The organism is Bradyrhizobium sp. WSM4874 (assembly GCF_055811835.1).
On record NZ_JBVVPR010000005.1, the window covers coordinates 1 to 16,532 of the forward strand.

Annotated in this window: 13 protein-coding genes and 1 pseudogene; 10 read left to right on the forward strand and 4 right to left on the reverse strand. The window is 63.5% G+C overall.

Going from position 1 to position 16,532, the window contains the following annotated elements; translation table 11 throughout:
• The 3 genes and pseudogenes from AC0L3P_RS06690 to mdlC form a co-directional block, all read left to right on the forward strand.
• A pseudogene (locus AC0L3P_RS06690) lies at positions 1-395 on the forward strand (MFS transporter); the annotation flags it as partial.
• A gap of 34 nt (positions 396-429) precedes the next feature.
• Positions 430-1,878, forward strand: a complete 1,449-nt coding sequence (locus tag AC0L3P_RS06695; RefSeq protein ID WP_473301371.1) for an aldehyde dehydrogenase — start codon at positions 430-432, stop codon at positions 1,876-1,878.
• A gap of 36 nt (positions 1,879-1,914) precedes the next feature.
• The gene (gene mdlC / locus AC0L3P_RS06700; protein WP_473301372.1) at positions 1,915-3,522 is read left to right on the forward strand and encodes a benzoylformate decarboxylase; all 1,608 of its coding nucleotides are present in this window, start codon (positions 1,915-1,917) and stop codon (positions 3,520-3,522) included.
• Here mdlC and AC0L3P_RS06705 read toward each other — a convergent pair.
• The 3 genes from AC0L3P_RS06705 to AC0L3P_RS06715 all read right to left on the reverse strand — a co-directional run bounded on the left by AC0L3P_RS06705 (position 3,519) and on the right by AC0L3P_RS06715 (position 7,904).
• Positions 3,519-5,054 carry a glucosamine inositolphosphorylceramide transferase family protein gene (locus tag AC0L3P_RS06705; protein WP_473301373.1) on the reverse strand — a complete coding sequence of 512 codons (1,536 nt, stop codon included), beginning with the start codon at positions 5,052-5,054 and terminating at the stop codon, positions 3,519-3,521. The two genes, mdlC and AC0L3P_RS06705, sit on opposite strands and share 4 nt — an antisense overlap.
• A gap of 30 nt (positions 5,055-5,084) precedes the next feature.
• A complete protein-coding gene (locus AC0L3P_RS06710) occupies positions 5,085-6,260 on the reverse strand; it encodes a glycosyltransferase family 4 protein (RefSeq protein WP_473301518.1) in 1,176 nt (391 codons plus the stop codon).
• A 300-nt stretch (positions 6,261-6,560) separates the two neighbouring features.
• Entirely contained in the window at positions 6,561-7,904 is a 1,344-nt protein-coding gene (locus AC0L3P_RS06715; protein ID WP_473301374.1) for a lipopolysaccharide biosynthesis protein, read from the reverse strand.
• Positions 7,905-8,337: 433 nt separating this feature from the next.
• On the opposite strand from AC0L3P_RS06715, the gene AC0L3P_RS06720 reads away from it, so the two are divergent.
• Positions 8,338-9,561: an FAD-dependent oxidoreductase gene (locus tag AC0L3P_RS06720; protein WP_354055847.1), complete on the forward strand. Its 1,224-nt coding sequence runs from the start codon at positions 8,338-8,340 to the stop codon at positions 9,559-9,561.
• A 29-nt stretch (positions 9,562-9,590) separates the two neighbouring features.
• On the opposite strand, the gene AC0L3P_RS06725 is transcribed toward AC0L3P_RS06720, so the two are convergent.
• The gene (locus AC0L3P_RS06725) at positions 9,591-10,727 is read right to left on the reverse strand and encodes a GNAT family N-acetyltransferase (protein WP_354055845.1); all 1,137 of its coding nucleotides are present in this window, start codon (positions 10,725-10,727) and stop codon (positions 9,591-9,593) included.
• 408 nt (positions 10,728-11,135) lie between these two features.
• Between AC0L3P_RS06725 and AC0L3P_RS06730 the strand changes: the two genes are divergently transcribed.
• The 6 genes from AC0L3P_RS06730 to AC0L3P_RS06755 all read left to right on the forward strand — a co-directional run bounded on the left by AC0L3P_RS06730 (position 11,136) and on the right by AC0L3P_RS06755 (position 16,532).
• The gene (locus AC0L3P_RS06730) at positions 11,136-11,480 is read left to right on the forward strand and encodes a hypothetical protein (protein ID WP_354055843.1); all 345 of its coding nucleotides are present in this window, start codon (positions 11,136-11,138) and stop codon (positions 11,478-11,480) included.
• 457 nt (positions 11,481-11,937) lie between these two features.
• Positions 11,938-13,086, forward strand: coding sequence for an ABC transporter substrate-binding protein (locus tag AC0L3P_RS06735; protein ID WP_275167555.1), 1,149 nt, complete (start codon positions 11,938-11,940; stop codon positions 13,084-13,086).
• A gap of 178 nt (positions 13,087-13,264) precedes the next feature.
• On the forward strand, positions 13,265-13,969 hold the full coding sequence (locus AC0L3P_RS06740) for a GntR family transcriptional regulator (RefSeq protein ID WP_354055841.1): 705 nt from the start codon (positions 13,265-13,267) through the stop codon (positions 13,967-13,969).
• Between the two features lie 51 nt (positions 13,970-14,020).
• A complete protein-coding gene (locus tag AC0L3P_RS06745) occupies positions 14,021-14,989 on the forward strand; it encodes an ABC transporter substrate-binding protein (RefSeq protein WP_354055839.1) in 969 nt (322 codons plus the stop codon).
• A gap of 2 nt (positions 14,990-14,991) precedes the next feature.
• The gene (locus AC0L3P_RS06750) at positions 14,992-15,747 is read left to right on the forward strand and encodes an ABC transporter permease (RefSeq protein ID WP_354057500.1); all 756 of its coding nucleotides are present in this window, start codon (positions 14,992-14,994) and stop codon (positions 15,745-15,747) included.
• Positions 15,726-16,532, forward strand: coding sequence for an ABC transporter ATP-binding protein (locus tag AC0L3P_RS06755; RefSeq protein ID WP_275167552.1), 807 nt, complete (start codon positions 15,726-15,728; stop codon positions 16,530-16,532). The genes AC0L3P_RS06750 and AC0L3P_RS06755 overlap by 22 nt, the downstream gene beginning before the upstream one ends.

The following is a 16,532-nucleotide window of genomic DNA, read 5'->3' on the forward strand; positions in this document are numbered from 1 at the left end:
ACCGCATCGGACGAAAGCGTCTGTTCCTGGCCGGCGTGGTGCTCGCAGCCATCTCGATGTTTGCATTCTACGGTGTGGTCGCGAGCCGTGACACGATGCTCGTGACGTGCGCGGTGATCCTCGCCGCGGGGGTGATCCATCCGCTGATGTTCGGCAGCGAAGGAAGCTATTTCCCTGAACTGTTTCCGACCCGCATCCGCTTCACCGGCGTATCGATCGGAAAGCAGCTTGGGACGGTGCTGGGCGGCGGCATCGCGCCGCTCGTCGCCACCAGCCTGTTTGCGCAGACGGGCTCCACCTACGCGATCACAGGATACTACGTCGTGCTCGCGCTCGCGGCGATGATCGCGCTCGGCTTCGCGCGTGAAACCGGCAAGTCGCGGCTACTCGGCTAGGGCGAGCGCCATCACCAACACCAGGGAGGTCTTCATGGACGTCAGTCTTCTCATCAACGGGCAGGATCAGGCCGCTTCCAGCGGCAAGATGTTCGAGCGGCGCAATCCGCTGTCGCAGGAGGTCGCAAGCCGCGCGGCCGCCGCGACCGCTTCCGATGCCGACGCCGCGGTGGCGGCGGCCTCCGCCGCATTGCCAGGATGGTCGGCACTTGGCCCGAATGCGAGGCGCGCTCTGTTGCTGAAGGCCGCCGATGCTCTCGACGCCAAGCGCGATGTCTTCATCAAGATCATGATGGCCGAGATCGGCACGACAGAGATCTGGTCCGCCTTCAACGTCAAGCTTGCGACCGGCATGCTGCGCGAAGCGGCGTCGCTCACCACGCAGATTGCCGGCGAGGTGATCCCGTCGGACAAGCCGGGATGTCTCGCGATGTCCGTTCGCCAGCCGGCCGGCGTCTGCCTCGGCATCGCGCCGTGGAATGCGCCGATCATTCTCGGCGTTCGCGCCGTGGCGACGGCGCTCGCCTGCGGCAATACGGTCGTGCTCAAGGCGTCCGAGATCTGCCCGGGAACGCACCGATTGATCGGCGAGGTCTTCAAGGACGCAGGCTTTCCGCCCGGTGTCGTGAATGTTCTGACCAACGCACCGGCCGATGCGCCCGCTCTGGTCGAACGCCTGATCGCCAATCCGGCCGTGCGGCGGATCAATTTCACCGGTTCGACCCGCGTCGGTCGCGTCATCGCCGAGCTCGCCGGGCGCCACCTCAAGCCGGTGCTGCTCGAGCTTGGCGGCAAGGCGCCTCTGGTCGTACTCGACGATGCCGACCTCGATGCCGCCGTCGCGGCCGTGGCATTCGGCGCCTTCATCAATCAGGGCCAGGTCTGCATGTCGACCGAGCGGGTGATCGTCGACGAGGCCGTGGCCGATCAGTTCGTCGCGAAGCTTGCGAAGAAAACGGCTACGCTTCCGGCCGGCGACCCGCGTTCTGGTCCGGTCGTCGTCGGCTCGATGATCGACGAAGCGCCGGCCAAGCATGTCGTTGCACTGATCGACGACGCGATCGCCAAAGGCGCCGTCAAGCTCCCGGACGGCGACCGGGTTGGCACGGTCGTTCCGGCCACCGTGCTCGACCGCGTGGTGCCCGGCATGCGCATCTACACCGAGGAGAGCTTTGGTCCCGTCGTCTCGGTGATCCGGGCAAGTGGCGTGGACGACGCCGTGCGGCTCGCCAATGATACCGAATACGGCCTCTCGGCCGCCGTGTTCGGCCGTGACGTCGCACGTGCGCTGACGGTGGCGCAGCGTATCGAGAGCGGCATCTGCCACGTCAACGGCCCGACCGTGCATGACGAGGCGCAGATGCCGTTCGGCGGCTTGAAGGGATCGGGCTACGGCCGCTTCGGCGGCCAGGCCGGCATCGCCGAGTTCACCGATCTGCGTTGGATCACCATCGAGACCCAGCCGCAGCACTATCCCTTCTAAGCACGCCGCAAGCGAAGCCCACCAGGACGTCCATTCATGAATACGAAAGTTCTCACGGTTCGGGAAGCGACCCTCGGTGTGCTTCGCTCCTTTGGCGTTGATCGCGTTTTCGGCAATCCCGGCTCGACCGAGCTTGCCTTCCTCGGCGACTGGCCCGACGACATCGAATACGTGCTCGGTTTGCAGGAAGCCTGCGTTGTCGGCATGGCGGATGGCTATGCGCAGGCGACGGGGCGTCCGGCGTTCGTCAATTTGCACTCGGCGGCCGGACTCGGTCATGCCCTCGGCAATCTCTTCACCGCGTTCCGCAACAAGACGCCGATGGTCGTGACAGCCGGGCAGCAGGCGCGCAGCCTGTTGCGGATGCGACCCTATCTCTTCGCCGAGGACGCCGCACAGTTTCCAAAGCCCTATGTGAAATGGAGCGCCGAACCGGCGCGCGCCGAAGATGTTCCAGCGGCGATTGCGCAGGCCTTTCTCACCGCCATGCAGCATCCGCGCGGTCCGACATTCGTGTCGGTCCCGTCGGATGATTGGGCGCGGCCCGCAATCGCTCCGCCGGTCCGTTACATCGCGACGGAGTTTGCGCCCGATCCGGCGGCGATCGTTCGGCTCGGCGCGGCGATCCGAGCTGCCAAAAGGCCTATCTTCGTTGTCGGGCCCGACATCGATCGCGGCGGCTGCGTCGACGCGATGGTCGCTGTGGCCGAACAGGCGAGCGCGGCCGTTTGGGCAAGCCCGATGTCCAGCCGTTCGAGCTTTCCGGAATTGCATCCGCTGTTCGCCGGCTTCCTTCCGGCAGCACCAGGAGGGCTCGCCCGCGCCCTGCGCGGCGCCGATCTGATCGTCGTGGTCGGCGCGCCGGTGTTTACTTTCCATGTCGAAGGACAATGCGAATTGCTCGACGACGGAACGCCGGTCTGGCAGATCACGGATGATCCGACGGAAGCCGCATCCGCTTCTGTCGGTGACACCATCATCAGCACGCTCCCGAAAGCGCTGGCTGGGCTGCTGTCGGCGATGCCAGATATCGCTGAGCGCGAGGTGCCGGCCCCGCGCATGCGGCCTTCCGCTCCTGCCGCGCAAAATCCGATTCCGCCGGCCTATGCGCTCGACCGGCTCTCTGCGTTGATGCCGGGCGACGCGATCGTGGTCGAGGAGGCGCCGTCGCATCGTCCCGCCATTCAACAATTCCTGCCGCGGCCGGGCGCGGACAGCTTCTACACGATGGCGAGCGGCGGACTTGGTTACAGTCTGCCGGCCTCCATCGGCGTGGCGCTGGCGCGGCCGGGCCGCCGCATCGTCGCCCTGATCGGCGACGGATCGGCGATGTATTGCATCCAGGCGATCTGGACCGCGGTGCAACGGCGCCTGCCGATCACCTTCGTGATCATGAACAATTCAGGCTATGGCGCGATGCGCGCCTTCAGCCAGCTGATGCAGGCGCGTCGCCCGCCCGGAATTGACTTACCCGGGCTCGACTTCGTGGCGCTCGCAAGGGGGATGGGTTGTCCGGGGCAGCGCGTGACCGATGCCGGGGATGTCGACTACGCCTTGACCGAAGCGTTGGCATCGAGCGGCCCGGCGCTGGTCGATATCGCCGTCGACGACGCCACGACGGACCTGTTCAGCCATCCGCGTTAGCTGGCGGTAGAGGGACTCGTTCGCGGCGACAAAACGTCCGATGGTGATTTGCTCGTGAAGGCGCGGGTCTTGGGTTGAACACGCGATCCGTCGATCACCTCGAGCTGTCCGCAGCGGTTCAAGGTGTGCAACTTCCTGCCGGGCCATGCCGGTCCGGGCCGCAGGGAGTGGCGGACGATCTGCTTGAACGTCGTCGGCGACAGTTCGACGATTTCCGCCAAGGCGAGCGCTGCGCCGTATCCGTCGGCACAATCCTGGACCGGTCGCCACAATCGTTCATTGATGGTGACGAAATTCCCCGCCGGCCGCGTGCTCGCGCGATCGATCAGGACCGGGTTGCTGGCGTGCGGCAACCAGGGGCCCATGAGGTGCTCGGCGTAATAGATCGCCAGCGAATCCGAATACCCGCCGGTGCCGTCGCGCCAGGCTCCGAACAGATAATTCAGGCCGTTGTGCCGGGTGATCGTGGCATCGGCCAGCTCGACGCCCGAAAGCAGCGTTGCGTGCCGCTCCCATTTGTCCGGAAACCGAACGCATTTATAGAGGGCGACGTCCCCATTGATCGAGCTCTCCGGGATCATCCACAACGCGCCATCGTCCTCGATCAGGAACGGATAGGAGAGGTGCCAAGGCTCCTCCAGAACGGGCACGACCGCTCCGACCGGGCCGGCGTCGTTGAACTCGATCGCGGAAATGATGCCTTTTCCAACCCGGTGATCAAGGTCTTCAAAGAAGACGAATGTTCTTCCCTGCCAGGTGATGGGGAAAGGATCGGCGTAGAAGTGGTTTCCCGGATCGGCAAGGACGTTCCACGACGGCCCTGACAGATCTCCGGTCTGCCAGACGCCTGCGCCCTTGTTGATGCGCCATCCGACATGCCAATGCGGGGCATAGCAGCAGAGCCGATAGATCTCCTTGGCGATCGATATGGCGAGCCCGCGCGCGACGTACGCCGCCGGCGGGCGGCCGGTACCAATTCGGGCGGGGCGTGCCAGCTGCGGCACGATGCGTGGCCGTCCCGACAGGATGGCCGCCAGCATGGTCAGGGTTCGCGCCATGACCGTGTCGAGCGCGCCGCTCAAGCCGGCTGCGATTTCTCCGGAGGGGTGGCCGCGATCGAGGACTGCACCGTCGACCTCGTCGATGATTTCGATCACGGGCAAATCGCCGGCGAGAATGGCTGCAAGGGCGGCGTTTTCGCCTGCGGCTCCATTGAACAGCGGGCGGAGATACTGCCGGGCGGAGCAGTTCGGACCCCGCGTGGCACTGGTGAAATCGACGATGACATCTGCCGTCCCGGCGCGAGCCTGCATTCGTTCGGGACTGATCTTCAGCCTGTCGGTGCCGCTGTGCTTGCCTTTGTGCAACACCAAACGTTCGAGCTCGAACAGCGCGTCGAGACCTGTGGGGCGCGGCTCTGTCGTTGCCGTCCATATGACCTGGACCGGGACATCCCGGCCGTCGACCGACAGCGTCTCGCGGCCCATCCACCGCCGCGCATGCACAATTTCACAGCGAAACTCGATGGTCATGTCGAGCCGATCCGTTTCAATGCGTCCCGATCAAATGACCTGGCCGAGAATTCGAACGTATTCCTCCACCATGGCATCCACTGAATAGCGCAGCTTCAGGCCTTTGGCGTTTTGCCGCAGTTCGTCACTCAGTTTTTCGTCCGTCAGGAGCCTGGAGACGGCCGCGGACAGCTTGGTATGATCGGAGGCATCGACGAACAGCGCTGTCGGTTTTCCTTCGACGGACAACACCTCGCGCAAGACCGGAAGATCGGTGACGACGGAGGGAACGCCTGCGTTTGCGGCCTCCACAGCGGCCAGGCCGAAGGTCTCCGCCTGTGTCGGAAATACGAACACGTCGAGAGCGGCGAGAAACTCCGCCATCTGGCGCGGGGTGATTTCGCCGAGCAGATGCAGCCTGTCCGATACTCTCAACTCATTCGCCAACTGCCGCAGCCGGGCCTCGTCGGCGCCCTGGCCGGCCAGCGCGAGATGCCAGGACGGTTGATCCGGCAACAGACGTATCGCCGCATCGAGCCGCTTGTGCGGGTGCAATCTTGCTGCGCAGCCGAGCACGGTGCGATCCGGCGGCAGATTGAAGTTCTGTCGCGCAGCTTGCTTCGTCAGCGTGAGGGCCTTGTTATCGAAGCCGTGCGGGACATGCACCATGCGCGCGCGATAAGCCCTGGGGTAGCGCGAATACTCGCGCTGCATGTCCAGCGAATTGAGCGTGATGCGGTCGAAGAAGCCGAGGCTGCCCATGGCGATGTCGGCGATACGGACCGGCCAGCTCATCGACAGCGCGGAGGAAACCTGATTGGCGATGACAGGCGCGCGGCAGATCAAGCGCGCCACGCCGGCGCCGATGACATTGCCGAAGTGCTGAAACGTCAGAACGGCGTCGGGCCTGGTGGCCTTGATGTGGCCGCCGAGCGTCCAAAGCATTTGCAGCAGCGCCAGCGGATTTCCCGGCCGGCTCGACGCGCAATAGATCGTGTCCGGCGGCTCATCGAACGAATCCGACTTGCGGAAGAAGAACAGATTGGTGACCCGATAGCCGCGGGCGGTCAGCCCGGCGCCAAGCAGGCGCGAGATCTCCTGCGCACCGGCGTTCTCGGCCTGGGTCTGTACGAGGAGCACGTGCAGCTTTCGTCCGCCACCACTGGGCGGCGAGAGTGCTGTCGCAGTCGTCTCGCCCAACGCCTTGTTTGGCTGGTAATGGAGCACGTATCCCGACCCACTGAAGAAACGAATTTTCACCTTCTTAACCGCCTATCTACCATGCGGGCATCGCGCGGACACCGACTAGCAAGAAACGGAGTTAATGCGCCCTGCCGCAAGGGCGTCGTTCACCAGGGTATTCCGGCGGTTCCCGATGAAGCGAATAGGACGTGGGTAACTGCCGACCAGCCATCGATATTCAGGTTGGAGCGGGCCACTGGGAGCGTGCGAAAACGACTCTGCCGGTGCGCTGACGGTCGCCGGTGCGCTCCTTCATGCGGGACACGCCCGACGTATTCTGACGCTCTATTCACCATCCGCGGCACGGACCGCGTAGGCGCTAGGCTTCGACGCCGAGAAACGCAGAAGCCCCAAAATCGAGGGGTCGACGCCGGTTCGCCGGCGACAGATGATGTTGAGGGCAATGGTCGCGAGCGCCAGCGATACAGTGGCCGAGATTGCTGCGCCAAGAACGCCGAGCCAGGGAATGAGGACGAGAAATCCGACTAGCCGCAGCGCTACGTTCCCGGCAATCACGGGGACATACTCGCGCTCATAGCCGGTCAGCTGCAATATCGCCGCAGACGGACCGCCCGCCGCCTGGAACGCCGTTCCGATGGCGAGCACGATAAGAACCCAGTGCTGCGCAGCGAAATGCGGCCCAAACAGGTTGAGCAGATGGGGACCGCCAACCCAGATCAGGAGAAGTCCGCTGACCACGCACACCGCGGTCACTTCCGCCATGAGCCTCAACGTTCGCTCGAATTCCTGATGGTTCTTGCTGAAGTACAGCGAGGGGAGCCGACGTGCACCAAAACTGTACAATGCGGCCGACAGCATGGCGAAGATGTTGGCGAGGCGCGAAGCGGCAAAGTAAATTCCGGCAGTTGCCGGGTCCAGCATCCAGTAGACCAGAATGACGTCGAAATATTGGTTCGCGGCTTCGAGGATGGATGCGGCCCAGAAATGAAGCGCGCTCGATCTCCAGCGCGACGCCTCGGAACGCACCGCCGTGCCGCGGAAATCCGGCAGAACTCGCGCAATCGCGATGATCTGTGCAACCAGCCCGACGGACATGGCAAGCGTCATCACGGCGATCAATTCGGCGGGATCGAGCAGCCGATGGCCGGACATGATTGCGAGCAGAAACAGCACGACGCTGACTCGCCAGAAGAACTCCCTGTTTCCTTCTCCCATGAGAATGCTGACCAGCGAGCGTGCGATCTGGCTGCCAAGCATCAGTCCCGCATTCACGGCCGTGTAGGCCGACACCGCGACAACCAGCAGCCACGAGGCGCCTTTGATGTTGGCGCCGATCGCGATTGCGCCGATCGCAATCAGCATCGCGACGGAGGAAATCTTGAAGCTCGATAGCAGCACGCCTTTGGTGAGATCGGGCTGATTTCCAGCCCGATACTCGTTCAGAAATCGCACCAGCAGCGATTCCTGGCCCACCAGGCCGACGACCGCTGCCATCTGGGCCACCGAAAGCCAGGTCGCAAAGATGCCGAACCCATCGGGCGACATCGTTCGTGCCGCAAGCGAGAACAACGCGAATGCAAGCGCGCCGCTACCAACCTTGAGAAGGATGGTTCCGGCAACACCGCGAGTCACGTCGCGCCGCATGAACTGGACGATGGATTCGATCATGGAAATTTAAGAGGCAACTTCCCCTGAAGAGACATTTTCCGATTACCTCCAAAAGCCTAGCATGCCGAAAAATCGCGAGTGTTAATGGACGGTCTTCGTGATCCTGCCGACCGCGGCGACGTCGCGGTCATGCCTGGTGCTTCACTATGGAACATCGCTGACCCCACTGTCCCGGATAGAGCAAAGTGCAGCCCAATCGCGTGGCGGCATAGCGCCGCATCGACGGCCGATGAGGCGAGATGAGCCGCTGGAATGCGGACCAGCTCGCCGGGAATAGCTGTCCCGAGCAAGGCGCGTGCCGGACCTCATCGGGCCGGGCAGGTCTCCGCTGCATTAACCGAGATATCGAGAAATGATCGCGTTTGGTCCTGCGATGCGACATCAGGCGTGAGAATTGCTCAGGCAATCATCATTGACCGTGGGAGCCTGCACCATGACGGCGGATAGCAACGTGCCCGAGCCGATTGCCGCAGCCGGCACTTCGACGATCGCCGCCGACATCGCGATCGTTGGCGGCGGCCTTGCGGGCTCGCTCGCGGCGGCCGTGCTCGCGCGGTCGGGGCATCGTGTCGCTCTCGTCGACAAGCGCGCGGTCTATCCGGACGAGTTCCGGGTCGAGAAAATCGGCGGCCATCAGCTGGAGATGTTGCGCAAGCTTGGCTTTCTCGACGCGCTCGACAACGTGGCCTGCCGGTATGACCAGGTGCTCAATATCAGGGAAGGCAAGGTGGTCGATGTCAGCGTCGGCCGGGCTTACGGACTTCCATATGCGGATCTCGTCGCCATGGCGCGCAGCCAACTGCCTGATCCGTCGAGCCTGATCATCGACGAGGTCACCGCCGTCAAATGCAGCGACGATATCCAGCATATCGAGCTCGCGTCCGGGAGGCGCTTGACAGCGCGACTCGTCGTGCTGGCCACGGGCATGGCGGGCGTTCTCGGCTACAAGCTCGGCATCAAGCGGCGCGTGCTGGCCGAGCGTCATTCGGTCTCGTTCGGCTTCACGATCGCCCGCCGGGATGATGCGCCGTTCGACTTCGAGGCGCTGACCTGTTACGGCGAGCGCACGGCGGACGGCATCGATTATCTCAGCCTGTTTCCGGTGCGCGCCGGCATGCGGGCAAATCTCTTCATGTTCCGCGACCCGACCGATCCGATCATGCGCGAGCTGCGCCGCGAACCGGAAGCGACGGTTTTGCGCCTGCTGCCGGGATTGCGGCCTTACCTCGGCGATTTCCGCGTGATCGACCGGGTGCAGAATTGGGTGATGGACCTGTCCGTCGTGGAGGGACATCTCCAGCCCGGCGTCGTGCTCATCGGCGACGCCTTCCAGACCAATTGTCCGGCCGCTGGCACCGGCGTGGCCCGCCTGCTGGTCGACGTCGAGCGCCTCTGCACCGAATATGCGCCGCGTTGGCTCATGACCGCAGGCATGAGCCAGGAGAAGATTTCGCAATTCTATTCCGATCCCGACAAGGTCGCGTCGGACCAGCAATCACTGAAGATGGCGCGCTTCCGGCAGGCCCTGACGTCCCGCAACGATATCGGCTGGGACGTGCGGCGGCGGCTGCACTTCCTGCGACGCAGTATCACCCACCGGGTCGATCAGATGCATCCGGGCTGGCTCGCGCATGTTCGAAGCGCGCTACGCGCCTGAGAGCCGCGCCCGTCGGCGCCTCGCGCCGGTCAGCGCGTCGGCGTTGAGGTGCGGGTCGGCAGAAGCCTGAACTCCGACATTCGCTTGGCGGCCAGTTTGAGCCAAGGCGCCTGTTTGAGTGCGAACAGGGAGAAGGCGCCCGTGGTGCTGCCGGCCTGCGTGACGGTCCACATCGGCGAAGGCTCCGCGCCGAACTGCTTCTTGTAAGGCTCGTCGCCGATGGTGAAATCGAGCATCTGATCCCCGCGCTCGATGCAATCCTTCGCCACCTGCTCGAACATCAGTGCGCCCAGGGACTGGCTCTTGTATCCGGCAATGTCGAAGGCGCCCATGATCACGAGGAATCTACCGCGATGGCAGAGACCGAGCACGGCCGCAATCACCTCGCCGTTCATCTTCATGGCATAGAGCCGGACAAAGGAGCCGAGACCGCGGTGCGCTATCTCGGAATAGAAGCCGTAATATTCGGGGCGCTGGAGCAGATCTCCGTCGCCATGTGCCTGAAAGCGCGGCCCGCGAAATTTCTTCATCACGTCCAGCACCTCCAGGACGGAGGCGCTGTCGCTGCAGCATGAAAAAATTACGTCCCCCTTCTTCTGGAGCTGCCGGGCTTTCTTTGCGAGCTCCTTCTGGTAGGAACGATCCAACGCACTGGCGCGCCATTGCTCGAATGGCGTGACGAGAACGGTGGCGTAGGCATTGGTGTCCATCGCTGTGCGGCGAGGCGCAGCCAGAAGGTTCTCGATCGGAAGCCGTCCATCCGGCAGCTTGGTCATCCGGAGCAGATCGAACGGGCGGACGAGGCACCGAATCTCTGCGCACGCACTCTCGTCCTTGAGCAGCTCGGAAAATACCTGCGGGCTGCACACCGGCGCCAGATAGTCGGAGACGCGGAGGTCGGCGAATTCGACGGTCCGTATCGGGCCGCGCCGGATCCGTAGCAAGGGCAGCACCATCGCAAGGGCGCCCGTCGCGCGGTGGCGGACCACAACAACCAGAGGAGTTGCGCCCGCATGAGATGCGAGCCTGGTGTAGAGGGTGTCCAGCCAGAGCGGATGCTGGAACGCGGTGGCGGCCGAATTGTCAAACAGCTCCGCGTAGTCGGGCGACAGGAAGTCGAATCCCTGCTCGATGGCGATGTTGAATTTGTTGCTAGGTCTGTTCATGTGCAACCAAGAAAACAGATGGCTCGGGGTGGTCGATGGAGCCGGATCTACGCTCTATAGCAGGGTCGTTGCGGGGGAGACACCGGCGGCGTGTGATTTGCATTAATCCTTCGAGCAAGGCTCGTATGGTTACCAAACCATTAATTTCCTGATCGAGCGGCCTCGCGGCATGGAGGTTGACCTATGATAGAAATTACAGGCCGCACTTAAGGAAAGTCAGACGGAGGTGGACTCCGGGGAACCCGGGAGCGCGCAGCCGCGTCTGCGCTTACAGGTCTCAGGCCAAGACCCGTCGGCCGAAACAGCCACGACCGCGTCAACCCCTCTTTTCAAATATATTCCACTTTACCGAAATTCGGTTTTAGCGTATGTGTCGCTCATCCCGGCTCATCCTTGAGGGGCGATCTTGTGGTCGTCACGTTCGCGAGCCGGGCTTGCGGTGGACGCGGCAGCGTTCGGGTGCGAGAGGCGTGGGCAGGGCGGATTGCTCTCCGTGAGCCCAAGGCTTCGTTCCGACGAGCGGCGCTGCTGGGTTCGTCTCGTCATCAGGTCGGCGGCAACGTGCACAACGCCGTCGAAACCGGTGGCGAAATGGCGAACCGTGCGTACGGCAAAACCGTGTGGTCCTGGCCGTCGTTGCTACGGTCAAGCCCTGGCGAATGCGGCATCTGCGTCAACCGGCGCGATGTCGGTGAATTTCGCTGGGACGAGGGAGGCCAGCAGGAACTCGGCTCCCGGGAGAGCACGGCATAAGCCGTCCAACCATCGCGCAGGGAAGGCCGAGTGATTGGCTACACCTGTATGCTGCTGTGCGGTTTTTCTGCGTGTGCTTTTCGCGCAGCGGACCGCGGGTGCCAGCCGGCACCCGGCCTTCCCTGCGCCCTCTTGGATAAGAGGGTGGAGTGACGAAGCAAAGCTCGGGCGAAATGCGCCGCGAGAACGCGACTGTGCGTCCGCCTACCTCGAGAGTCCGGTTCGGGCACCGATGCCTTGTCCCTACCGATGGCTTGTCCCTAACGCTAGGGACAGACGCGTTGCTGCGATCCGCTTAGCATGGTCCGCCCGGTTGCTCGGGACCGCGGGAGGAAACGCGTATATCGGACGACATGCCTTCTGAGCAACGACGGTGCCCCTGGGGAGCAGTGCAACCTCGAGCCGGGCGCCCGATGCAGCCGGCGGAGTCATCAGAGCGGACAAGGAGGAACAGGATATGAAGATCGGTTTCGCGCGAGCCTCGCTTCTTGTGGCATGCGTCCTTTATGGAACTGCTGCTCACGCGGACATCAAGATTGGAATTGTGATTTCGGCAAGCGGCCCGGGATCCGCTCTGGGCCAACCGCAGCTCAAGACGGTTGCAGCTCTTCCGAAAGAGATCGGTGGAGAGAAGGTGACCTATATCGTCCTGGACGACGAGTCGGATTCGACTAAAGGGGTCCAGAACGCACGCCGGTTGGTGATTCAGGACAAGGTCGACGTGCTGGTCGGCTCCTCTCTGACCCCGGTGACCATGCCGATGCTGGATGTCGCGCTCGAATCGAAGACGCCGCTGCTGTCGCTCGCTGCCGCTACCGCCATCGTTCAACCGATGGATGAGAAACGCGCCTGGGCATTCAAGGTCGTTCCCAATGACGACCTCATGGCGGCCGCCATCCTCAAGCATATCGCGAAATCAGGCGTGAAGACGCTCGGCTATATCGGCGTTTCGGATGGCTACGGCGAGGGCTACTACAAGGAAGTGAGCCGCCTCGCGCCCACGTTGGGGCTGACCGTAACCACACATGAGGTCTATGCGCGAGCCGACACCAGCGTCACCGGTCAGGCGCTGAAGGTGATGTCGACCAATCCCGATGCCGTATTCATCGCCTCCGCAGGAACTCCGGCGGTCTTGCCGCAGCAGGCGCTCCGCGAGCGCGGCTACGCCGGGAAGATATTTCAGACACACGGCGTGGCCAGCGAGGAGTTCATCAAGCTCGGTGGCGCGAACGTCGAAGGCGCCGTATTCGCGGGTGAGGCTTTCACCATTGCCGCCGATCTTCCCACGGGAGATCCGTTCCGTCGCTCGACGGAGGAGTTCGTGACCGCGTATGAAGCGGCGAACGGGCAAAAGCCCAACATGTTCGCTGCTCACCTCTGGGATGTCGTCGCGCTGATCGGAAAAGCTGCACCGGATGCGCTGAAGACGGCAAAGCCTGGCACAGCCGAATTTCGCGCGGCTCTGCGCGACGCACTCGAGCGTGGGCAGAACATCTATCTCAACAATGGGCTGTCGAACATGAGCAAGGCCGATCACAACGGTTACGACGAGCGCTCGGCCTTTCTGATCAAGGTCGAAGGCGGGAAGTTCCGCCTCGCAAAGTAGCGGCGCGCCAATCAGTTTTGTACGAGTGCAGTGGCGGGACACCATGCCTGCGCCGATCTGGCCGGTGGTCCGTTTTAACGGGGCGTGAGATGAATAGGAAAAATCGATTTTCGATTTTCTATTGACCCTTTCGCGTTGCCTTGCCATCATTCGACCCATGGGTCCGCTTCAGTTTCACATGACCGGAGGCCCCGGGGATGGTCCGCGCAGCCTGACATCGGCGTTGCACGAGCGCTTGCGCGCCGACATTCTGGCGACGCGGCTGCTTCCGGGCCAGAAGCTGCATATCGCCGGCCTCGCCAAGCAGTTTTCCGTGAGCCTTGCCGCCGTACGTGAGGCACTTTCCCGATTGGTCGCCGACGGGCTTGTGCTGGCGTCCGACCAGCGTGGCTTCCGGGTGAGCCCGGTGTCGCTCGCCGATCTCGCCGACGTGACGCAGACCCGGATCGATATCGAAGGCCTTGCGCTCCGTCGCTCGATCGAGCGGGGCGACGATGCCTGGCTTGCCTCGGTGAAATCCGCCTGGGCGGACCTGAAGGCCGTCCCCTATCGCTACCCCGACGATCCGACGGTGCATTATGAGGAGTGGGTGGTGCGCCATCGCATCTTCCATCGTGCGCTGGTCAATGCCTGCGGCTCACCGTGGCTGCTCGGCTTCCGCGACGTGCTGCACGAACAAAGCGAGCGATATCGCCGCCTCTCGATCCGCAGGGAGGTGGGCAAGCCGCGCGACGTCGAGGCTGAACACAGGGTGATTGTCGCTGCCGTCGTCAAACGCGACGCGGACGCGGCGGTTCGCGCATTGGCAAAGCACTTCGGCATCACCAAAGCGTTTGTCGAGCTCGCCGCGCCTCGCATTGCGGAGGTGAACGGCGCAAACTGACGATCCGGAAAAATCCGGCAAAGAAAAACAGAGACCGGGAGGAAACAGATCATGAAAATAACTCGCCGCAAGGCGCTATTGGCGTCGCTCTTCGCAGCCGGCGTGCTCGCCGGCCCTGCCGCCGCGGCCGAAACCATTCGCGTCGGCCTGCCGACCAAGACCTACTGGCCGACAACGATCGCCGAGACGGCCGTGCGGCAGAAATTGTTCGAGAAGGAAGGCATCCAGGCCGAACTGACCATCTACCGCAGCGGTGCAGAGACGTTCGAAGGCATGGCTGCGGGCGCGGCCGATATCATCCTCGATCCGCCCTCGCTGGTCTCCGCGGGGCGCAAGAAGGGTGTGATGTCGCGGATCGTGGCCAATGCCGCGATGGGAAATTTTGGCTGGCAGTTGATGGTCCCGACCAAGTCGACGCTCGACGTCAAGGGCCTCAACGGCAAGAAGGTCGCAATCACCGCCGCCGGCTCAGGTTCCGACCTGCTCGCACTATGGACACTCCAGGACAAGAAGATCGATTTCACGCGCGTCCCGGTTGGCGGCGGCGGTCTGGTGCCGAACCTCCTAGCGGGCAACGTCGAGGCCGCCGTGGTCTATTCGCCGCTGAGCTTCCAGATCTCGAAATCGGGCGAAGCCAAGTCGATCCTCGATTACGCCACGGCGGTGCCGCCGAACCTCACGGCAGGCTGGATCGTGCTCGACAAATTGGCGGAGACAAAGCCTCAGCTGGTTCAGAAGGCGGTGAACGCCCTCTATGGCGCAGTTGCGTTCATGCGCGCCAATCGGGACGTGACCGTCAAGCTGATCGCCGAGCTCTACGAAATGCCGGCCGAGATCGCCGCCCTGGAATACGACAACACGATCATGAAGCTCGAGACCAGCGGCGACATGGGCGCGCCCGACGTGAACGCGGCCGTGCAGCTGTCGCTGGACCTCGCCAAGCTCGGCGGGCTCAAGGACATCGTACCGGTCGAGGAAGTGATCTCGACCAGGTTCAAGCCGGTTCCGACCAAGCCGTGACGATGCAGAACTCACTCGCCATCAAGCTTGCACGGATCGCGATCGTCATCGCGGTCCTGGCGCTGTGGGAGGTGCTGTCGCGCACCGGCATCGTCAATCCGCGCCTGCTGCCCTCGGCGTCCGACACGTTCGCGACACTCGGCGACCTCCTGCAGCGCGCGGCCGTGCGGAAAGACCTGATGGTGACTGCGACCGAAGTACTGGCCGCGTTCGCGCTAGCCGTCCCCTTCGGCGCCGCGATCGGCTTCCTGGTTGCGGAGAACCGCTACTTCGCTGACGTGGCCAAGCCGCTGCTGTTCTTCGCCTTCAGCATCCCGAAGTCGATCTTCCTGCCGATGTTCATCCTCGTACTCGGCGTCGGGTTCGCCCAGAAGGTCGGCTTTGGCTTCTTCTCCACGATCTTCATCGTGATCATGTCGACGACCACGGCGGTGGAGTCGGTCAAGGTCGAGCATCTCACGGTGGCGCGCTCCTATGGCGCAACTCCGATGCAGACCGCGTTCCGGGTCTATCTGCCGAGCATGCTGCCGGTGCTGCTCGAGGCCCTGCGAATCTCCATGATCTTCAACCTCACCGGCGTGATCCTTGCCGAGATGTACGCCTCGCGCGACGGCATCGGCCACCAGATCGCGACCTGGGGCGAGAACTTCCAGATGAAGCAACTCCTCGCCGGGGTCGTGATGGTCGCCGCGATCGCCATGACCTTCAACGAACTTGTCAGATGGGTGGAAACGCGATGCAGCCATTGGCGAACGTGACCCCGTTGAAGCCTCCCGCGCGCGCCGGCGCGATCGAGGTGAAGAATGTTGGGCAGGTCTTCAAGACCAGGTCTCAGGACGTCGTCGCCCTGGAAGACGTCTCGCTCGATATCAAGCCGGGTCGCTTCGTCGTGCTGGTCGGCCCGAGCGGTTGCGGCAAGTCGACCCTTCTGATGATGATGGCGGGCCTGCGCCAGCAGACCTCGGGCTCGATCACCATCAGTGGCGCGCCGATTCTGCAGCCCGACCCGGACAGGGTCGGCGTGGTGTTCCAGGAGGCGAGCCTGTTTCCCTGGCTGACGGCCGAAGACAATGTCGAGTTTCCGCTGGCGCTGCGTGGCGTGCCCAAGGCGGAGCGCCGCGCCAAGGCGCAGGATGCGCTCACGCTGGTCGGCCTCGACGGCTTCGGCAAGCGCCATCCGCACGAGTTGTCAGGCGGCATGAAGCAGCGCGTCTCGATCGCGCGCGGGCTGGTGCAGGACCCGCCGGTGCTGCTGATGGACGAGCCGTTTGCTGCCCTCGACGAGCAGACCCGCATGACCATGGGTGACGAACTGCTGCGCATCTGGGCGGCGACCGGCAAGACCGTCGTCTTCGTCACACACAGCCTCACCGAAGCGGTCTATCTCGCCGACGAGGTGATCGTGATGTCGGCGCGGCCCGGCCGCATCGTCGATCATCTCCAGGTCCAGCTGCCGCGGCCCCGCACCTATGAGATGCTGAGCGGCGATGCCTTCGGGAGCTTGCGCGACCGCATCTGGCGGCATATCCGCAAATCGGCCTGA